The 15,750-nt window shown below is 64.7% G+C and carries 11 protein-coding genes and 1 tRNA gene; 6 read left to right on the forward strand and 6 right to left on the reverse strand.

Features of this window, described 5'->3' with window-relative positions; translation table 11 throughout:
* Nucleotides 1-560 precede the first annotated feature (560 nt).
* Nucleotides 561-2,825 (reverse strand): catalase/peroxidase HPI, encoded by a 2,265-nt coding sequence (katG, locus tag BMY68_RS24170; protein WP_085533935.1) that lies wholly within the window; start codon nt 2,823-2,825, stop codon nt 561-563.
* Between the two features lie 442 nt (nt 2,826-3,267).
* On the opposite strand from katG, the gene BMY68_RS24175 reads away from it, so the two are divergent.
* Entirely contained in the window at nt 3,268-3,858 is a 591-nt protein-coding gene (locus tag BMY68_RS24175) for a hypothetical protein (RefSeq protein WP_085533933.1), read from the forward strand.
* 114 nt (nt 3,859-3,972) lie between these two features.
* The gene (locus tag BMY68_RS24180; RefSeq protein WP_085533931.1) at nt 3,973-4,752 is read left to right on the forward strand and encodes a nucleotidyltransferase domain-containing protein; all 780 of its coding nucleotides are present in this window, start codon (nt 3,973-3,975) and stop codon (nt 4,750-4,752) included.
* A gap of 135 nt (nt 4,753-4,887) precedes the next feature.
* On the opposite strand, the gene BMY68_RS24185 is transcribed toward BMY68_RS24180, so the two are convergent.
* A complete protein-coding gene (locus tag BMY68_RS24185) occupies nt 4,888-6,312 on the reverse strand; it encodes an MFS transporter (protein WP_085533929.1) in 1,425 nt (474 codons plus the stop codon).
* 140 nt (nt 6,313-6,452) lie between these two features.
* Between BMY68_RS24185 and BMY68_RS24190 the strand changes: the two genes are divergently transcribed.
* Entirely contained in the window at nt 6,453-7,343 is an 891-nt protein-coding gene (locus tag BMY68_RS24190) for a LysR family transcriptional regulator (protein WP_085533928.1), read from the forward strand.
* A gap of 81 nt (nt 7,344-7,424) precedes the next feature.
* Here BMY68_RS24190 and BMY68_RS24195 read toward each other — a convergent pair whose 3' ends face one another.
* On the reverse strand, nt 7,425-9,053 hold the full coding sequence (locus BMY68_RS24195; protein WP_085533926.1) for a hybrid sensor histidine kinase/response regulator: 1,629 nt from the start codon (nt 9,051-9,053) through the stop codon (nt 7,425-7,427).
* 113 nt (nt 9,054-9,166) lie between these two features.
* Between BMY68_RS24195 and BMY68_RS24200 the strand changes: the two genes are divergently transcribed.
* Complete coding sequence (locus BMY68_RS24200; protein ID WP_009044773.1) at nt 9,167-9,772, forward strand: LuxR C-terminal-related transcriptional regulator; 606 nt, start codon at nt 9,167-9,169, stop codon at nt 9,770-9,772.
* A gap of 105 nt (nt 9,773-9,877) precedes the next feature.
* Complete coding sequence (locus tag BMY68_RS24205; protein ID WP_085533924.1) at nt 9,878-10,540, forward strand: glutathione S-transferase family protein; 663 nt, start codon at nt 9,878-9,880, stop codon at nt 10,538-10,540.
* A gap of 126 nt (nt 10,541-10,666) precedes the next feature.
* On the opposite strand, the gene BMY68_RS24210 is transcribed toward BMY68_RS24205, so the two are convergent.
* Nucleotides 10,667-10,741: transfer RNA gene (locus BMY68_RS24210), tRNA-Gln, on the reverse strand.
* Nucleotides 10,742-11,169: 428 nt separating this feature from the next.
* Here BMY68_RS24210 and BMY68_RS24215 point away from each other — a divergent pair.
* Nucleotides 11,170-12,882 carry an amidase gene (locus BMY68_RS24215; protein ID WP_085533922.1) on the forward strand — a complete coding sequence of 571 codons (1,713 nt, stop codon included), beginning with the start codon at nt 11,170-11,172 and terminating at the stop codon, nt 12,880-12,882.
* A 186-nt stretch (nt 12,883-13,068) separates the two neighbouring features.
* Here BMY68_RS24215 and cls read toward each other — a convergent pair whose 3' ends face one another.
* Nucleotides 13,069-14,364 carry a cardiolipin synthase gene (gene cls / locus BMY68_RS24220; protein WP_085533920.1) on the reverse strand — a complete coding sequence of 432 codons (1,296 nt, stop codon included), beginning with the start codon at nt 14,362-14,364 and terminating at the stop codon, nt 13,069-13,071.
* 313 nt (nt 14,365-14,677) lie between these two features.
* Nucleotides 14,678-15,238, reverse strand: a complete 561-nt coding sequence (locus BMY68_RS24225; protein ID WP_037004879.1) for a lipid-binding SYLF domain-containing protein — start codon at nt 15,236-15,238, stop codon at nt 14,678-14,680.
* Nucleotides 15,239-15,750: the final 512 nt, after the last annotated feature.

Genomic DNA, 15,750 nt, shown 5'->3' on the forward strand with positions numbered 1-15,750 from the left:
GCACCTTGCACTACCTGGACTGATACCTGGCTCCGCCACGGAAATGACTGAACAATCCAGCGCTGTTCATGTGCCCAGGCAGCACATCAGGGCAGCAGCCTATTTGTAAAAATGCACGAGGATCAACTCCGCACTCACACCACTTGCATGTTCTCGACGCCTGATCTGATGGGCCTGTGGCCGCCACATCAGGCGTCCAAATCAGGCTTGCTACCATACCCAAAGAGACGAAGGTATAGGGGTAGGAATTATCCAAAATTGCCGTAAGGAAAACCTGATCCTGATCAGATCAAATGCACTTGAGTAGTCAGAGAAAGGACAGGTTATCGACACCTTTCAAGAGGTGGATATCCCCCGTCCTGTGCCAATGAGCCCAGGCAATCGCCACTCCGCGAACAGTCACTGCACCTTCCCCTCGGACAAAAAAACGCCTCCACACTGGGAGGCGTCAGCAACTTTCAAAACACCGAATGGTTTATGACGCGCCTATCTCCGGCCTGGTGCCCCCGACCTGAACCATCAGGTCAAGCGCCCTGTTTCCAGACCTCAAGGCGCCCTCCTCACCGCAAATCAAACCGATCCAGATTCATCACCTTGACCCACGCCGCGACAAAGTCCTTCACGAACTGCTCCTGCCCATCCGCGCTGGCATAGAACTCGGCCAGGGCCCGCAACTGGGCGTTGGAGCCGAAGACCAGGTCGACGCGGGTGCCGGTCCATTTGACCTGGCCGGTCTTGCGGTCGCGGGCTTCGAACTCTTGTTGGGCGTCGGAGACAGGTTTCCATTCCACGCCCATGTCCAGCAGGTTGACGAAGAAGTCGTTGGTCAGCGCGCCCGGCCGTGTGGTGAAGACGCCGTGGGGGGTGTGGCCGACGTTGATGTCGAGCACGCGCAGGCCGCCGATCAGCACCGTCATTTGGGGGGCGGTGAGGGTCAGCAGTTGCGCCTTGTCGATCAGCAGCGCTTCGGCCGGTACCGCGTAGCGGGTCTTGAGGTAGTTGCGAAAGCCATCGGCGATGGGTTCGAGGTAGCCGAACGACTCGACGTCCGTCTGCTCCTGGCTGGCGTCCATGCGCCCTGGGGAGAACGGCACGCTGATGTCGAGGCCGGCGTTTTTCGCGGCCTGTTCGATGCCGGCGCTGCCGCCGAGCACGATCAGGTCGGCCAGGGAGATTTTCTTGCCACCGGATTGCGCGCTGTTGAAGTCCTTCTGGACCCCTTCGAGGGTCGCCAGCACCTTGGCCAGTTGCTCGGGCTGGTTGACTGGCCAGTCCTTTTGCGGGGCCAGGCGCAGGCGCCCGCCGTTGGCGCCGCCGCGTTTGTCGGAGCCACGGAAGCTGAACGCCGCCGCCCAGGCGGTGGACACCAGTTGCGACACCGACAGGCCCGAGGCCAGCAATTTGGCCTTGAGTGCGGCGATATCGCTGTCGTTGACCAGGGCATGGTCCACCGCGGGGATCGGGTCTTGCCACAGCAATTCTTCGTGGGGCAGTTCCGGGCCCAGGTAGCGCGAGAGCGGGCCCATGTCGCGGTGGATCAACTTGAACCAGGCGCGGGCGAAGGCATCGGCCAGTTGGTCGGGGTTCGCCAGGAAGCGTCGCGAGATCGGCTCGTAGATCGGGTCGAAGCGCAGCGACAGGTCGGTGGTCAGCATGGTTGGGTTGCGCCGCTTGGAGGGGTCGTGGGCATCGGGGATGATGCCGGCGCCGGCGCCACCTTTGGGCGTCCACTGGTGCGCGCCCGCCGGGCTCTTGGTCAGTTCCCACTCGAAGCCAAACAGGTTTTCCAGGTAGTTGTTGCTCCAGCGGGTGGGCGTGGTGGTCCAGGTCACTTCCAGGCCGCTGGTGATGGTGTCGGCGCCCTTGCCGGTGCCGAAGGTGCTCTTCCAGCCCAGGCCCTGCAGTTCCAGGCCGGCGGCTTCGGGTTCGGCGCCGACATTGTCGGCGGGGCCGGCGCCGTGGGTCTTGCCGAAGGCGTGGCCGCCGGCGATCAGGGCCACGGTTTCTTCGTCGTTCATCGCCATGCGGCCGAAGGTTTCACGGATATCCACGCCGGCGGCCAGCGGGTCCGGGTTGCCCTCGGGGCCTTCCGGGTTCACATAGATCAGGCCCATCTGCACCGCGGCCAGGGGGTTTTCCAGGTTGCGCCCCTGGTCGGTACGGCTTTCTTCATTGCCAGGCTCGGCCACCAGTTGGCCCTCGCCGGGTTCTTGCATGGCGGCTTTATCCGGTTTGCCGTAGCGGGTGTCGCCGCCCAGCCATTTGTTTTCCGAGCCCCAGTAGACGTCTTCGTCCGGCTCCCAGGCATCCGGGCGACCGCCGGAAAAACCGAAGGTCTTGAAGCCCATGGACTCCAGGGCGACGTTGCCGGTGAGCACGATCAGGTCGGCCCAGGAGATGTTGCGGCCGTACTTCTGCTTGATCGGCCACAGCAGCCGGCGCGCCTTGTCGAGGCTGACGTTGTCCGGCCAGCTGTTGAGCGGCGCGAAACGCTGCTGGCCGGAACCGGCGCCGCCACGGCCATCACCGACGCGGTAGGTCCCGGCGCTGTGCCAGGCCATGCGGATGAACAGTGGTCCATAGTGGCCGAAGTCGGCGGGCCACCAGTCCTGGGAGTCGGTCATCAGCGCATGCAGGTCTTGTTTCAGGGCCTGGAAATCCAGGCTTTTGAAGGCTTCGGCGTAGTTGAAGTCCTCGTCCATGGGGTCGGACAGGGGCGAATGCTGGTGCAGGATCTTCAGGTTCAGTTGGTTCGGCCACCAGTCGCGGTTGGTCGTGCCACCGCCGGCGGCATGGTTGAACGGGCATTTCGATTCGTTTGCCATGAGGAGCTACCTTTGGTCGTATTCATCCAGCTATCCGGCCCGGATGGGCGCGAAATAGCGACAGGCGAAAGCAATGACATAGGTTGCGGGGCTCACAGTTCGCTCAACTGATGGGTGTGGCCACAGGGCATGCTGCAGAGCGGCAAGCGAGTTGCCAGGACGGTGGCCCACGGTAAGCCCGGTACGCTTCTGACTCGTTTTTCGTTATCTCTCGATCAGGTCTCATCCGGCCGGCTCGCGCCAGCGCTGAATTAAGGCTAGCCCCTCTGTGGCGGATCGCTAATAGCCGGACTATTGGTTGTTGATAGGGACAAGCTTTTACCCGGGGCCCACGGCCGAAGCCAATGATAGGGACAGCGCCCGCGGGGGCCTCTGGCGGTTTTTTCGACTGATGCCCCGCCTTTTTCGTCCGCCCGACGCGTACAGAGCACGGGAGAAGACCATGAACCAGCGTCCGCGTTGCACGGCCATCCACGAAGCCGGCCACGCCCTGGCCTTTTGGTGGAACGGTCAGCCGATCGCCCGCATTACCGTGCGCACCAGGGCCGAAGCCGACGCGGGTCCGATGCTCGATCTGCGGGGCAACCCGCGCTATGTAGAGGGGTTGGTGGAAGCCGATTACCTGGTCCCGCGCCCGGCCTTCGACGCCCCGGGGATCGCCGAATACCTGCCGTCGATGGTCGAGTCCATCGAGCGCGACCTGCTGCATTGCTTTGCCGGCCCGGTAGCCGAAGCGATCTACCGCCATGGTCGATCCGACAGGCTGATAAAAGGCAGCGGCCGCGGCGACCTGAGCCGCGCTCATGAGCTGATCAGCCTGCTGCCGCCGCGCAAGCTGCTCGACGCCGAATCCCGGGCCATGGCCCGCGCCAGCTGCCTGGTGCATCGCTACTGGCCGGCGGTCGGCGCGGTGGCGGACCTGCTGCAAGAGCGCGGCATGGTCGAGGGGGAAACCATCACAGCGCTGCTGTGCGCGATCAGCGGCGAGTCGCCGACGCCCCTCGGTAACGATCTGGCGAGCCTCGACCCGTGACGGCGTGGCGTTGAACCGCGCCGGCTTGCGCGATCCGTGAAGTCAGCCAGACTGTCTGCCAACCGCCCGCCTGGCCCGGGCGGTTTTCATCGCCATTGCCCCACCGAGATCACCATGTCGCAGTACCCAGGCGTCGACGCCGAAGGTTTTATCCAGTCCCTGCCCGACCAGCCGTTGCAACCGGCGTTCAGCCACCTGGTGGATGAGTTGCGCGCGATGCTCTCGCGGCGTTTTCCGGCGCTGCTCGATGGCCTGTACCTCTACGGCAGCGTGGCCCGTGGCGACGCGCGGCCGGGCACCTCCGACCTGGATGTGACCCTGGTCCTGGCCTGGGCACCGAGCCCCGAGGAGCGCCAGCGGCTGGAGCAGACTCGGCAGGCGCTGGAGGCGCGGCACCCGGAGGTGTCGAAGATCGACTTCGACATCGGCGTGCTCAACGAGGTGCTGGCGCCCGACAATCGCTACCGCTGGGGTTTCTGGCTCAAGCATCAGTGCCGCTGCATTTGGGGCAATGACCTGGGGCTGCGCTTCGAGCCTTTCCGCCCGAGCCGGACCATCGCCCTGGCGCTGAATGGCGACTTCCCCCAGGTGCTGGAAGGCTACGCTCAGCAGCTGGAACAAAGCCGCGAACCGTTGCAGCAGCAACGCCTGCAACGGGCCGCGGCGCGCAAGGCGCTGCGCTCGGCCAACCTGCTGCGCGGCGAGCAGGAACGCGGCTGGCCGACCACCCTGGAGGAGCATGCCCATCTGCTGACGGCGGCCGAACCAGGGATGGCCGAGTATGCCGCGTTCTTCCTCAAGCAGGCCTATGTTTCCCAGGGTTCGGTGAGTGAGTTCGTGCAGCGGCTGCGGGCCTACAGCGCGTTGCTGGTGGGGGAAGGCGCTCAGGCTTGAACGGCCTATCTGTAGCGGTCGGTCAATGGCTCGCGACAGGGCCCGGCCCCCTGCGTCGAATGAGGTTAGGTCATCGCGGGCAAGCCTCGCGCCTACAGAGGCTGTTTGGCTGCTGCGAACTGGAATGGCTTTGTACTAAGCCACTGAATCCAGCGCCCGCCATCGACGCTGCTGGCTGAGCAGCGCCACCAGTATCGCCATGAGCACCAGCCCCGCGGCCAGGGCAAAGGTGAAGCCCATGCCGCTGCCGACGGCCTCGGCGCTCGCCGTGCTCAGCTCCCCTGTCGCCGCCGCGAACAGCGCGCCCATTAGCGAGGCACCGGTGATCAGCCCGAGGTTGCGCGACAGGTTGAGCAGGCCGGAAATCACCCCGCGCTGCTCAGCGCCCACTTCACTCATCACCGCGGTGTTGTTGGCGGTCTGAAACGTCGCATAGCCCAGGGTGATGACAACGATGGGCGCCAGGTAGCCGCCAATGCCCAGGCTCGCGGGCAGCAACGCCAGCATCAGGCAACCGAGGACCATGGCGCCGAGGCCGGCGAGGATCATCGGCCGCACGCCCAAACGATCGGCGATGCGCCCGGCCGGCACGCCGCTCAGCGCGGTGACACAGGGGCCGAGCGACATCGCCAGGCCCACCGCAAAGGTTTCCAGCCCGAGCCCGTGGGCCAGGTAGAAAGGCCCGACCACCAGCGTCGCCATCATCACCGTCGAGACCAGCGCACTCATGGCCAGGCTGCCGCTCAAGGCCCCGTCGCGAAACAGCGCCAGGCGTATCAGCGGCGCGCCCACCCGCGCTTCCACCCAGACAAACAGGCCGGCCGCCATCAGCGCCGCCAACAGCAGCCCAGCGTTGAGCAGGCCGAAATGGCCGCGGCCCAGGGTCATGGCCAGCCCGTAGGCCAGCAGCATGAGGGCCAGCAGCAAGGTGCCCAGCGGATCGAACGCGCCTCGTTCAAGGGCCCGGGCCTGACCAGCGGCCGGCAGACACCGATAAGCCAGCACCCAGGTCAGCCCGCCCAACGGCACGCAGGCCAGGAACAACGCCTGCCAGCCGAACCCGGCGATCAATACCCCGCCCAGGGACGGGCCGAGGGCGGTGCCGATCGCCGACATCGTGCCCAGCAGGCCCATGGCGCTGCCGGTGCGGGCCTTGCTGACCGTCTCGCCAACCAGGGCCAGGGTCAGCGCCATCATGATCGCCGCGCCGACGCCCTGCAGTGCCCGGGCACCGATCAGCATCCCCAGCGTCGGGGCAGCGGCGCAGAGCATCGAGGCCAGAGTGAACAGCAGGATCCCGATCAGCAGCAGGCGCCGCCGTCCCAGCAAATCGCCGAGCCGGCCGACACTGACGATCAGCGCGGTCATCGCCAGCAGGTAGGCAAGGACCACCCACTGCACCTGCTGGAAGCTCGCCCCGAACGCCTGCACCAGGGTCGGCAAGCCCACATTGGCGATGCTGGTGCCCAGCGACGCCAGCAACATCGACAGCGACAGGCTGGCCAATGCCCAGCCGACTGATACCGCTTCCGGTTCTGCTCCGGCATTGACTGGCTTCACGTTGCACTCCTTCTCTGACCCGCGCGAAATGGCGCTGTCGCCAATCTAGCCCGCGGTCTAACATGGCGGAAGACGCAACCTTTACAGGTTATTCGTGCGTCTGACGCCATCTCACTTTTGTGCCAGACGGGACCGCCGCCATGTCCACACCCGATCTCAATCTGCTGATCACCCTCGACGTGCTGCTCGCCGAAGGCAGTGTGGCGCGCGCCGCCCAGCGCCTGCGGCTAAGCCCGTCGGCGATGAGCCGGGCCCTGGCGCGCCTGCGCGAAACCACCGGCGATCCGCTGCTGGTGCGCGCCGGCCGCGGCCTGGTGCCGACCCCACGCGCCCTGGAACTGCGCGAGCGGGTCGGCCGCCTGGTGCAGGACGCCGAAGCCATGTTGCGCCCCGTCGAACGGCTCGACCTGCAGCGCCTGGTGCGCACCTTCACCCTGCGCAGCAGCGACGGTTTCGTCGAGAACTTCGGCCCGGCCCTGGTCGCCCGCCTGCGCGCCGAAGCCCCTGGGGTGCGCCTGCATTTCCTGCAGAAAACCAGCAAGGACAGCACGCCCCTGCGCGACGGCACGGTCGACCTCGATACCGGCGTGGTGGACGCCAACGCCAGCCCGGAAATCCACACCCGCGCGCTGTTCCGCGATCGTTTTATCGGCGTGGTACGCAACGGCCATCCGCTGAGCCGCGGGCCGATCAGCGCCGCCCGTTACGCCGCCGGCGAGCATGTGCTGGTATCGCGCCAGGGCCTTGATCGCGGGCTGGTGGACAATGCGTTGCAGGCGGCGGGCCTGACGCGCGATATCGCCACCGTCGTTGGCGGTTTCTCCGCCGCCCTGGCCCTGGTCCGCGCTTCGGACCTGATCGCCGCCGTCCCCGAGCGCCACACCCACAACCTGCGCAGCGGCCTGCACAGCTTCGCCCTGCCGCTGGCCACGCCGGAAATCACCGTGTCCATGCTCTGGCATCCACGCATGAACAGCGACCCGGCGCATCGCTGGTTGCGCGACTGTGTGCGGGAGGTGTGTGCGCAGTGATTGGAAAAACCCTGGCAGTCATGCACCGCCACTCCCCTTGCCCTGGCACGGGGAGTGGCCGCTACTCGCTGAACCGCCCTGTCACATCTCGGGCATGACCGCCGGCGCAGAATGCTGGCGCAGCGCCCGCAAGCTGCCGCGCAGTTCGGCCGGGCGCACCGGCTTGGACAGGATGGCGATATTGCGGTCGTGCAACGCGGCCTGGATCTTCTCCACCTCATGCCCGGTGAGGATCAGCGCCGGCACCGCCCAGCCGCGCTGCCGGCGCAGGCTGTCGATGCACTCGATGCCCGTGGCGTGGTTGCCCAGGTCATAGTCGGCGACGATGACGTCGCAGTCGCTGACCAGGTCCCGGCCGCAAAGCTCGGCCTGGACCACGCAGCCCCAGCGCTCGAGCAAGGCCGAGGTGGCCAGCAGCACGTTGCGGTCATCCTCCACCAGGCACACCTTCAAGCCGGTCAGCAGCCCCGCCTGCCGCGCCTCGTCGAGGCTGGCGGCTTGCAGCTGCGGTGGCGCCAGGGGCAACCCGAACAGGCTCACCGCGGTGCCGTGGCCCAGCCGCGAACGGATCGCCACCTCGAGCCCCATCAACTGCCCCAGGCGCTTGACGATGGACAGGCCCAGGCCCACGCCTTCGACGTCCTTGTCCCGTAGCTCGCGCACGCGATAGAACTCCTCGAACAGGTTCGGCAGGTGTTCCTCGGCAATCCCCCGGCCCTGGTCATAGATGACGATGGCCAGCCCCGCGCCGCGCTGGCGCACGCCAATCAGCACCGATCGCCGCGCCGCGTACTTGAAGCAGTTGGACAACACGTTCTGGACCATGGTGGCGAGCAGCGTCGGGTCCGCCCGGACCCAGTGAGAACAGGGGCGCAGGCGCAGCTCGACCCCGGCCCAGCGCGCGGCTTCGGCGTTCTGCCGTATCTGGTCGGCGAGGAATTCGCCCAGGTGCAGGGTCTGGAAACTGGGTTGCACCCGCCCGTTGTCGAGGGTGTAGAGGTCGAGAATCGAGCGGAACAATTGCGAGACGTTGAGCAGCGAGCGGTCGATGTTGTCCACCAGGCGCCGCTCTTCGTCGCCCAGGCGCGCCTCGCGCAGGCAGGCGGTGAACAGGCCGATGGAGTGGATCGGCTGGCGCAGGTCGTGGCTGGCCTGGGCGAGAAAACGCGACTTTTCCAGGTTCGCGGCAATCGCCTCCTCCGAAGCCTTGCGCGTGCGTTCCAGCAAGATATGGGCGTAGGCCGGGATCACCGTGCTGGTGATCAGCAGCATCAGCACCATGAAGGGTTGCGCCTGCCACAGCGGCGTCAGGCGATAGACCACCAACAGCGCCATTAGCGCCAGGGCCGTGGCAATCGCCAGGTAGCGCGAGCCATAGCGCATGCCGTTGCCCAGGTTGACCCAGACCATCACCGCGTACAGCGGCAGTGCCGCCTCTCCGCCGACCACCAGGCCGAACGAGGTGCCGGTGTAGTCGTGGACCATGCTCAGGATCCGTCGCGCCGGATAATGCCCGGGCCAGTGCACGATGGCCTGGCGCAGGACGATCGACAGCAGCAGGAACAGGACGATATAGATCACGATCGGCAGGTAGGTATCGACCCGCTGCCCGGGCAGGAAACCCAGCACGCCGATATAGGCCACGGCGCAGGAACCGACAATAATGCGCAGGTTGGCCTGGTCGAGCTCGGTGTTTTTCTCGAATTTCATGGGGAACATCCTTGTGCGCCAGTCGTCGTACTCGACACGAACCACAGGCAGTTGCCTGGCCCGCTGCTAAAGTAGCTGCCTCAAGGAAAGCTCGACCCAAGGAGAGTCACCCCATGGCATGCCGGATTATCATAGCCGACGATCACCCGCTGTTTCGCGAGGGCATGTTGCGCACGGTCCAGCGCCTGCTGCCGGATGCGCTGATCGAACAGGCCGGCGACCTGGACAGGGTACTCGCCCTGACCCGGGCCGGCGACGAGCCGGACACGCTGATCCTCGACCTGCGTTTTCCAGGCCTGACCTGCGTCAGCCAGCTGGCCGAACTGCGCAAGCAATTGCCGCGCACCACCCTGATCGTGGTGTCGATGGTCGATGACCAGGCGCTGATCGGCGAGGTCATGGCCGCCGGCGTCGACGGTTTTATTGGCAAGAACATCGCCCCCGACGAGATCGGCCAGGCGGTCCTGGCCATTCGCCAAGGCGAAGTGCTGGTCAAGTTCGCCCCTTCCGGCCTGCTGCCGCTGGGCACCGGCGCCACCCTGACCGCGCGCCAGCACGAGGTGCTGCGCCTGATCGCCCAGGGCAAGACCAACAAGGAAATCGCCCGCGAACTGGAGATCTCGCCCTTCACCGTGCGCATCCATGTGTCGTCGCTGCTGCGCATCCTCAACGTGCCGTCGCGGGCCGCGGCGGCGGTGAAATATTCAGGGGGGCTGTAGCCCGGCTCGTCGCCTGCCAGCGCGTGGCCGCCAGGGTCGGCCGATAATAGGTGGGTTTCCCTGCTGGCACGTCGTGCGCCCCACCCTTCACCGAGGAACCGGAACATGCCGCTGACCCTGTATTTCCATCCCCTGTCATCGTTCTGCCACAAGGTGCTGATCGCCCTCTACGAACACGGCAGCGCCTTTGAAAAACGCATCATCGACCTGGCCAACGACGCCGACCGGGCCGAGCTGCAAAGCCTGTGGCCGCTGGGCAAGTTCCCGGTCATCCGCGATCACGCCCGGCAGCGCGATGTGCCGGAATCGAGTGTGATCATCGAGTACCTGGACCGGTTTTATCGGGGCCGGCAGCCATTGATTCCGGATGATTGGGACAGCGCGCTGGAAGTCCGGCTGTGGGACCGTTTTTTCGATTGCCATGTCCAGGGGCCGATGCAGCGGATAGTCGCCGATCGCCTGTATGGCACCCACGGCGACCTGAGCCGGGAACGCGCAGCCCTGCTGAGCGCATACAACATGCTCGAACAGCGCCTGGCCTCGAGAATCTGGGTGGCCAGCCCGGACTTCAGCCTGGCCGATTGCGCCGCCGCCCCGGCCTTGTTCTATGCCAGCACGCTGGTGGCCTTTACCGATGACCATCGCCATTTGCGCGCCTATTTCGAGCGGCTGATACAGCGCCCCTCGTTCCAGCGGGTCATCGACGAAGCCCGGCCCTACTTTGTCCATTACCCGTTTGCCGAGGCCATCGCGCCGCGCTTTCGCTAGCGCCGGACCAGAGCTGAGGTGATGGGAATATCCCGGGCACACAAAAACGGGCCGCTTGAGCATCCGGATGGAGCCGAGGCCGTGCCTTGGGGGGAGCGTTTGATAAATAGAGGGAGGGATGAGAGATGGCAGGGGCGGCTGGATTCGAACCAACGCATGGCAGGATCAAAACCTGCTGCCTTACCGCTTGGCGACGCCCCTATCTCTGCTGTTGCTTGCTTTCACTGCAAGCCCCGTGGGGGCCTCTGCAAGAACGCGCGGAAATTTATCAACTTTTTCGTCGCCTGTGAAGTCAAAGATGCATAAATTTGTTTTTAAAACAGCTACTTACTTTTTGGGGCCTGAGTGAGGTAAAAACCGCCGATGCCCGGCAACCGCTATACGGCGGGCGCCAGTCGCCGATCAGCCGCCAACAACGACGGCAAAACCTTTAACGATTCCCCGTCGGCAACTTGGTGCAAAATACCCCGCTCAGGTTGTAGCCCAGCCCCAGTCGCGTCGTGCCGCGCAACGAGAACCGATATGAACACCCATTGTGAGATAAACGATGTGCCCAAGCCGCCCCAATCCCAGTGCCAGTGTGATGGCAACTTTCACTACATCACCCCTCAGCAGCCGGCGGTAACAGCATGATCGAAGTCACCGAGGTTTCCATTGCCCAACTGCGCGCCGCGCTCGAATCAGGCCAGACTACCGCGGTCGAACTGGTCCAGGCCTATCTCGCCAGGATCGATGCCTACGACGGCCCCGACACGCCTACCGCCCTCAATGCGGTAGTGGTGCGCAACCCCGACGCGCTCAAGGAAGCCCAGGCCGCCGATGCCCGCCGGGCCAGGGGCGAAACCCTGGGGCCGCTCGATGGCATCCCTTACACCGCCAAGGACAGCTATCTGGTCAAGGGCCTCACCGCGGCTTCCGGCAGCCCCGCCTTCGCCAGGCTGATCGCCTATCGCGACGCGTTCACCATCGAACGGCTGCGCGCTGCCGGGGCGATCTGCCTGGGCAAGACCAATATGCCGCCCATGGCCAACGGCGGCATGCAGCGCGGGGTCTATGGCCGCGCCGAAAGCCCGTACAACGCCGACTATCTCACCGCACCCTTCGCCTCGGGCTCGTCGAACGGCGCGGGTACCGCCACCGCCGCCAGCTTCGCCGCCTTTGGCCTGGCGGAGGAAACCTGGTCCAGCGGCCGGGGACCTGCCTCGAACAACGGCTTGTGTGCCTACACCCCTTCGCGCGGGGTGATCTCGGTGCGCGGCAACTGGCCGCTGACCCCGACCATGGACGTGGTGGTGCCCTACGCCCGGACCATGGCCGACCTGCTCGAAGTGCTCGACGTGGTGGTCGCCGAGGACCCGGACACCCGTGGCGATCTGTGGCGCCTGCAACCCTGGGTGCCGATTCCCAGCGTGGCTTCGGTGCGCCCGGCTTCCTATCAGGAACTGGCCGCCAGCAGCAGCGCCCTGGCCGGCAAGCGCTTCGGCGTACCGCGCATGTACATCAACGCCGACCCTGAGGCGGGCACCAGCGAGGCGCCGGGGATCGGTGGCCCGACCGGACAACGCATCAACACCCGCCCTTCGGTGATCGGCCTCTGGCAGCAGGCGCGCCAGGCGCTCGAAGCCGCCGGCGCCGAGGTGCTCGAAGTGGATTTCCCCCTGGTGTCCAATTGCGAGGGCGATCGCCCCGGCGCGCCGACGGTGTTCAACCGCGGCCTGGTGTCCAAGGAGTTCCTGCACCATGAGTTGTGGGACCTGACTGCCTGGGCCTTCGATGACTTCCTGCGGGCCAACGGCGATCCGCAGCTCAATCGTCTGGTGGATGTCGATGGCCCGCTGATATTCCCCCACGACCCGGGCACCCTGCCCAACCGCGAAGGCGACCTGGCCGCCGGCATGGACGAGTACGTGAAGATGGCCGAGCGCGGCATCACCCCTTGGGATCAGATCCCCACCGTGCCCGACGGCCTGCGCGGCCTGGAGCAAACCCGGAAGATCGATCTGGAAGACTGGATGGACGCGCTGGGGCTCGATGCGGTGATCTTCCCGACGGTGGCCGACGTCGGCCCGGCCAATGCCGATGTCGACCCGGCGTCCGCGGACATCGCCTGGAGCAACGGTGTCTGGGTGGCCAACGGCAACCTCGCCATCCGCCACCTGGGCGTGCCCACGGTCACCGTGCCGATGGGCGTCATGCCGGACATCGGCATGCCTGTCGGGCTGACTTTCGCCGGCCGCGCCTACGACGATTCGAACCTGCTGCGCCTGGCGGCGGCCTACGAGTCCACCGGCAGCAAACGCCTGATCCCGCCGCGCACTCCGGCGTTGGTGGCAGGTAAGTAAACAGCGGGTAAACGTAAGCGGCGGGATTGGCAATCCCGCCTGCCAACGGCGAGCCAGGGCCATCCGGCCTGCTCAAAATCATCGCCCGCAAACATTGCCCGCGGTCGATCTCGCCAGGGCTCGAACCCGGGCTCGCGCCATCCCCTCAAGACGCAGAACAGCGCATCCCGGCAACGCGCACTGGGTTCATAACCAGTATTCCCAAAGTCGCGCTATCTGCTCCTTGGCTCTCATACCCAGCGAACGGCGCTGCCACTGTTCCAGCTTGATTTCGTTCGACTTGGCCAGGTCAGCCATGAATGCCGCCTGCATCTTTTTTGCAAACCCGGTGCCCAGCACCACGACATTGACTTCATCGTTATGCAAGAAGCTGCGCCAGTCGAGGTTGGTGGAGCCGACAGTCGACCACACGCCATCGATTACCGCAGTCTTGACGTGGAGTAGCGCGTCACGGCGTTCGTAAAGTTTGACGTTGGCTTTCAGCAGCTCGCTGTAGTAAGCGCGTCCGGCATGGAGCACCAGCCACGAATCGGTACTGCTGGGTAGCACCAGCTTGACGTCGACTCCACGGGCTGCCGCCTCCTTGAGGACCGCTAGCAACTGCGGGTCGGGCACAAAGTAGGCATTGGTCAGCCATATCTCGGTCTGTGCGCTGCGCAGCGCTGAAATCAGCGTGGCGTAGATCAGGCTGAACGGTTCATCTGGCGAACTGCCAATGGCGCGCACCACCTCGCTGCCCTTGCGTTCAGGGGGTGGAAAGTACCGCCTGGCCGCGAGTGGTTCGCCTTTCTGGGCAGTCCAGGTTTCGATGAACAGTTTCTGCAGTTCCGCCACCACGGGCCCCTCGATACGCAGGTCGGTGTCGCGCCAGGGTAAATCGCCACCGGGCCGGGTCTTCGAGTAAGAGCTGAGCGAGCCCCCCGAATAGACGCTGCTGATGTTGATCCCACCAAGAAAGGCAATGCGACCGTCCACTATCAACAGTTTCCGGTGGTCACGCTGGTTCACATCCCAACCCGCTTTGGCCGTCACCGGATTGACAGGGTTGTACTCCAGCACCTTGACGCCCGCTTCGCTCAATCGAGAGAAAAACTCTGCCGATGTTCCCAGGGTGCCGACACTGTCGCGGATCAGGTTGACCTGTACGCCTTGCTGTTGCCGGGCGATCAATGCGTCGGCGAAGCGCTGACCGACTTCGTCATCGTCAAAGATGTAGGTCTCCATGTTGATGTGGTCGCGGGCTGCCTCCATGGCTTTGATCATCGACTGGTAGGTGCTGGGGCCGTCCTGCAGCAAGTCGACCTTGTTGCCTTCCGTCAGCGGGCTGCCGGCGATGGCCTCTTCGATTGCGAGGTGCACGTCGAAGATGTCGGTCTCTGCGCCGGAGGACTTGAGCCGGTCGAGAATGGCTTTGCTGCGCTCGGCAGACAGAGGTCCATGGGCCCCGTCGAGCTGCACTGGCGTAGAGGGTGCGCGAGCCATGTCGGGCACTATCCTGGGCAATGTGCTGCAGGAGATCATAAATGCCAGGAGCACAACCACGCACAGCGCCAGAAGATTACTTGCACCCTTACATGGATTTGGAAGGTTCATTGGACCCCCTCTTGGCGAGGACGGTGATAGCGCTCAATAATCCGCAGATGTCGTCGTGCATCCTGTGCCCAAGAGGGCTTGGCGCAGGCTCCTCCACCCAGGCGCCTTGCTTGCCATGTAAGGCGCCTGGGTGAAGGAGCCGCCCGTTAGACCGCCCTGACGCGAAACGCTTGAAAAGATCAAAACCCTTCCTAGGTTTTTTTCAGCGCTTGATCAGGGAAATCTTCGTTCCTTCGATGCTGACCCCGGCCATCAACCCTTGCTGGTCGAAGATGAACGCGTAGGCATCGTCCTTCAGCGTCGAAGTCGAAAGATTCTTCGCTATCCCTTCGTCAACCACGACAACGGTTGGCCCCACGCCGACTTCCCAGCCCTTGGTCTCGCGCACATAGTTCAGCGCTTTGTCGGTCATCAGGAACACCGCATAACCGTACGATTGGGCGCCTGCCTGCAGCCCCCATGACCCGGTGACGGAGTTGTAATAATTCTCCACTTTCTGGCCTTTCATCAGCACGCCTTCGCCATAGCTGCCACCAAACACCAGGCCTGCCTTGACGATTTTCGGGAAGACGAGCACGGCTTTGGCATTGTGCGAAAGGCTTTCGGCGGACGGAGTGGCCTTATAGAGGATTTGCAAGGCTTGCCGGGAGTCGGTAGCCAGGTCCTCGGCGGTGGCCGCACCTGCACTGTTCAACAGGCTCGCCGATGACAGGGATACTGCCGCCAGGACGATCGATAGGAAGAACCGCATTGATTGAGTCATTTTCGTACTCCTACGCGAGAGGAGCGGATGCGATCAACGGTCAGCGCCCGCACCAGGCAGGGCCCGAACCGGCTTGAACTTCTCCGGCTCCCCCCTGAAGTGTGCTGCATGCACTACCGGCAGAATCACCACGAGCACTGCAAGCCAGCAGGATGGGAGTGAATCCGTTTATCAAGGGTCGCCAGTCGGTATGAAGCGGCCTGGAGGCCCTTGATCGGTTGACCATTGCGTCTCGGCAGGGTTCGCCGCCAGCGGCTGCTTTTTTATGGGTTGCGGCCAGGCGTGAATGGCCGGAATCGATTGTGGATTCAGTCGGTCGATGCAACACACCAGACACGGTGTAAACAAGCCGGTCGAAGATCAGGATCCAGGCTCACAAGGCGATCGACTGGTGCCGGTGCTGATGACCGCGCTGCAAGGCTGAGTCGCGCGAAAAACGATCGCCAGAACGGCGCCAGGCGGTTCTGGCGATCCGCATTGGCGCCGTCCCCGTCCGCACGCTCTACGCCCTG

Source organism: Pseudomonas sp. NFACC41-3, assembly GCF_900109505.1.
GTDB classification, from domain to species: domain Bacteria; phylum Pseudomonadota; class Gammaproteobacteria; order Pseudomonadales; family Pseudomonadaceae; genus Aquipseudomonas; species Aquipseudomonas chlororaphis.

Coding starts and splice junctions, on each gene's coding strand:
- katG (WP_085533935.1), bottom strand. CDS start 2,825: ATGGCAAACGAATCGAAATGCCCGTTCAACCATGCCGCCGGCGGTGGC.
- BMY68_RS24175 (WP_085533933.1), top strand. CDS start 3,268: ATGAACCAGCGTCCGCGTTGCACGGCCATCCACGAAGCCGGCCACGCC.
- BMY68_RS24180 (WP_085533931.1), top strand. CDS start 3,973: ATGTCGCAGTACCCAGGCGTCGACGCCGAAGGTTTTATCCAGTCCCTG.
- BMY68_RS24190 (WP_085533928.1), top strand. CDS start 6,453: ATGTCCACACCCGATCTCAATCTGCTGATCACCCTCGACGTGCTGCTC.
- BMY68_RS24195 (WP_085533926.1), bottom strand. CDS start 9,053: ATGAAATTCGAGAAAAACACCGAGCTCGACCAGGCCAACCTGCGCATT.
- BMY68_RS24200 (WP_009044773.1), top strand. CDS start 9,167: ATGGCATGCCGGATTATCATAGCCGACGATCACCCGCTGTTTCGCGAG.
- BMY68_RS24205 (WP_085533924.1), top strand. CDS start 9,878: ATGCCGCTGACCCTGTATTTCCATCCCCTGTCATCGTTCTGCCACAAG.
- BMY68_RS24215 (WP_085533922.1), top strand. CDS start 11,170: ATGATCGAAGTCACCGAGGTTTCCATTGCCCAACTGCGCGCCGCGCTC.
- cls (WP_085533920.1), bottom strand. CDS start 14,364: ATGGCTCGCGCACCCTCTACGCCAGTGCAGCTCGACGGGGCCCATGGA.
- BMY68_RS24225 (WP_037004879.1), bottom strand. CDS start 15,238: ATGACTCAATCAATGCGGTTCTTCCTATCGATCGTCCTGGCGGCAGTA.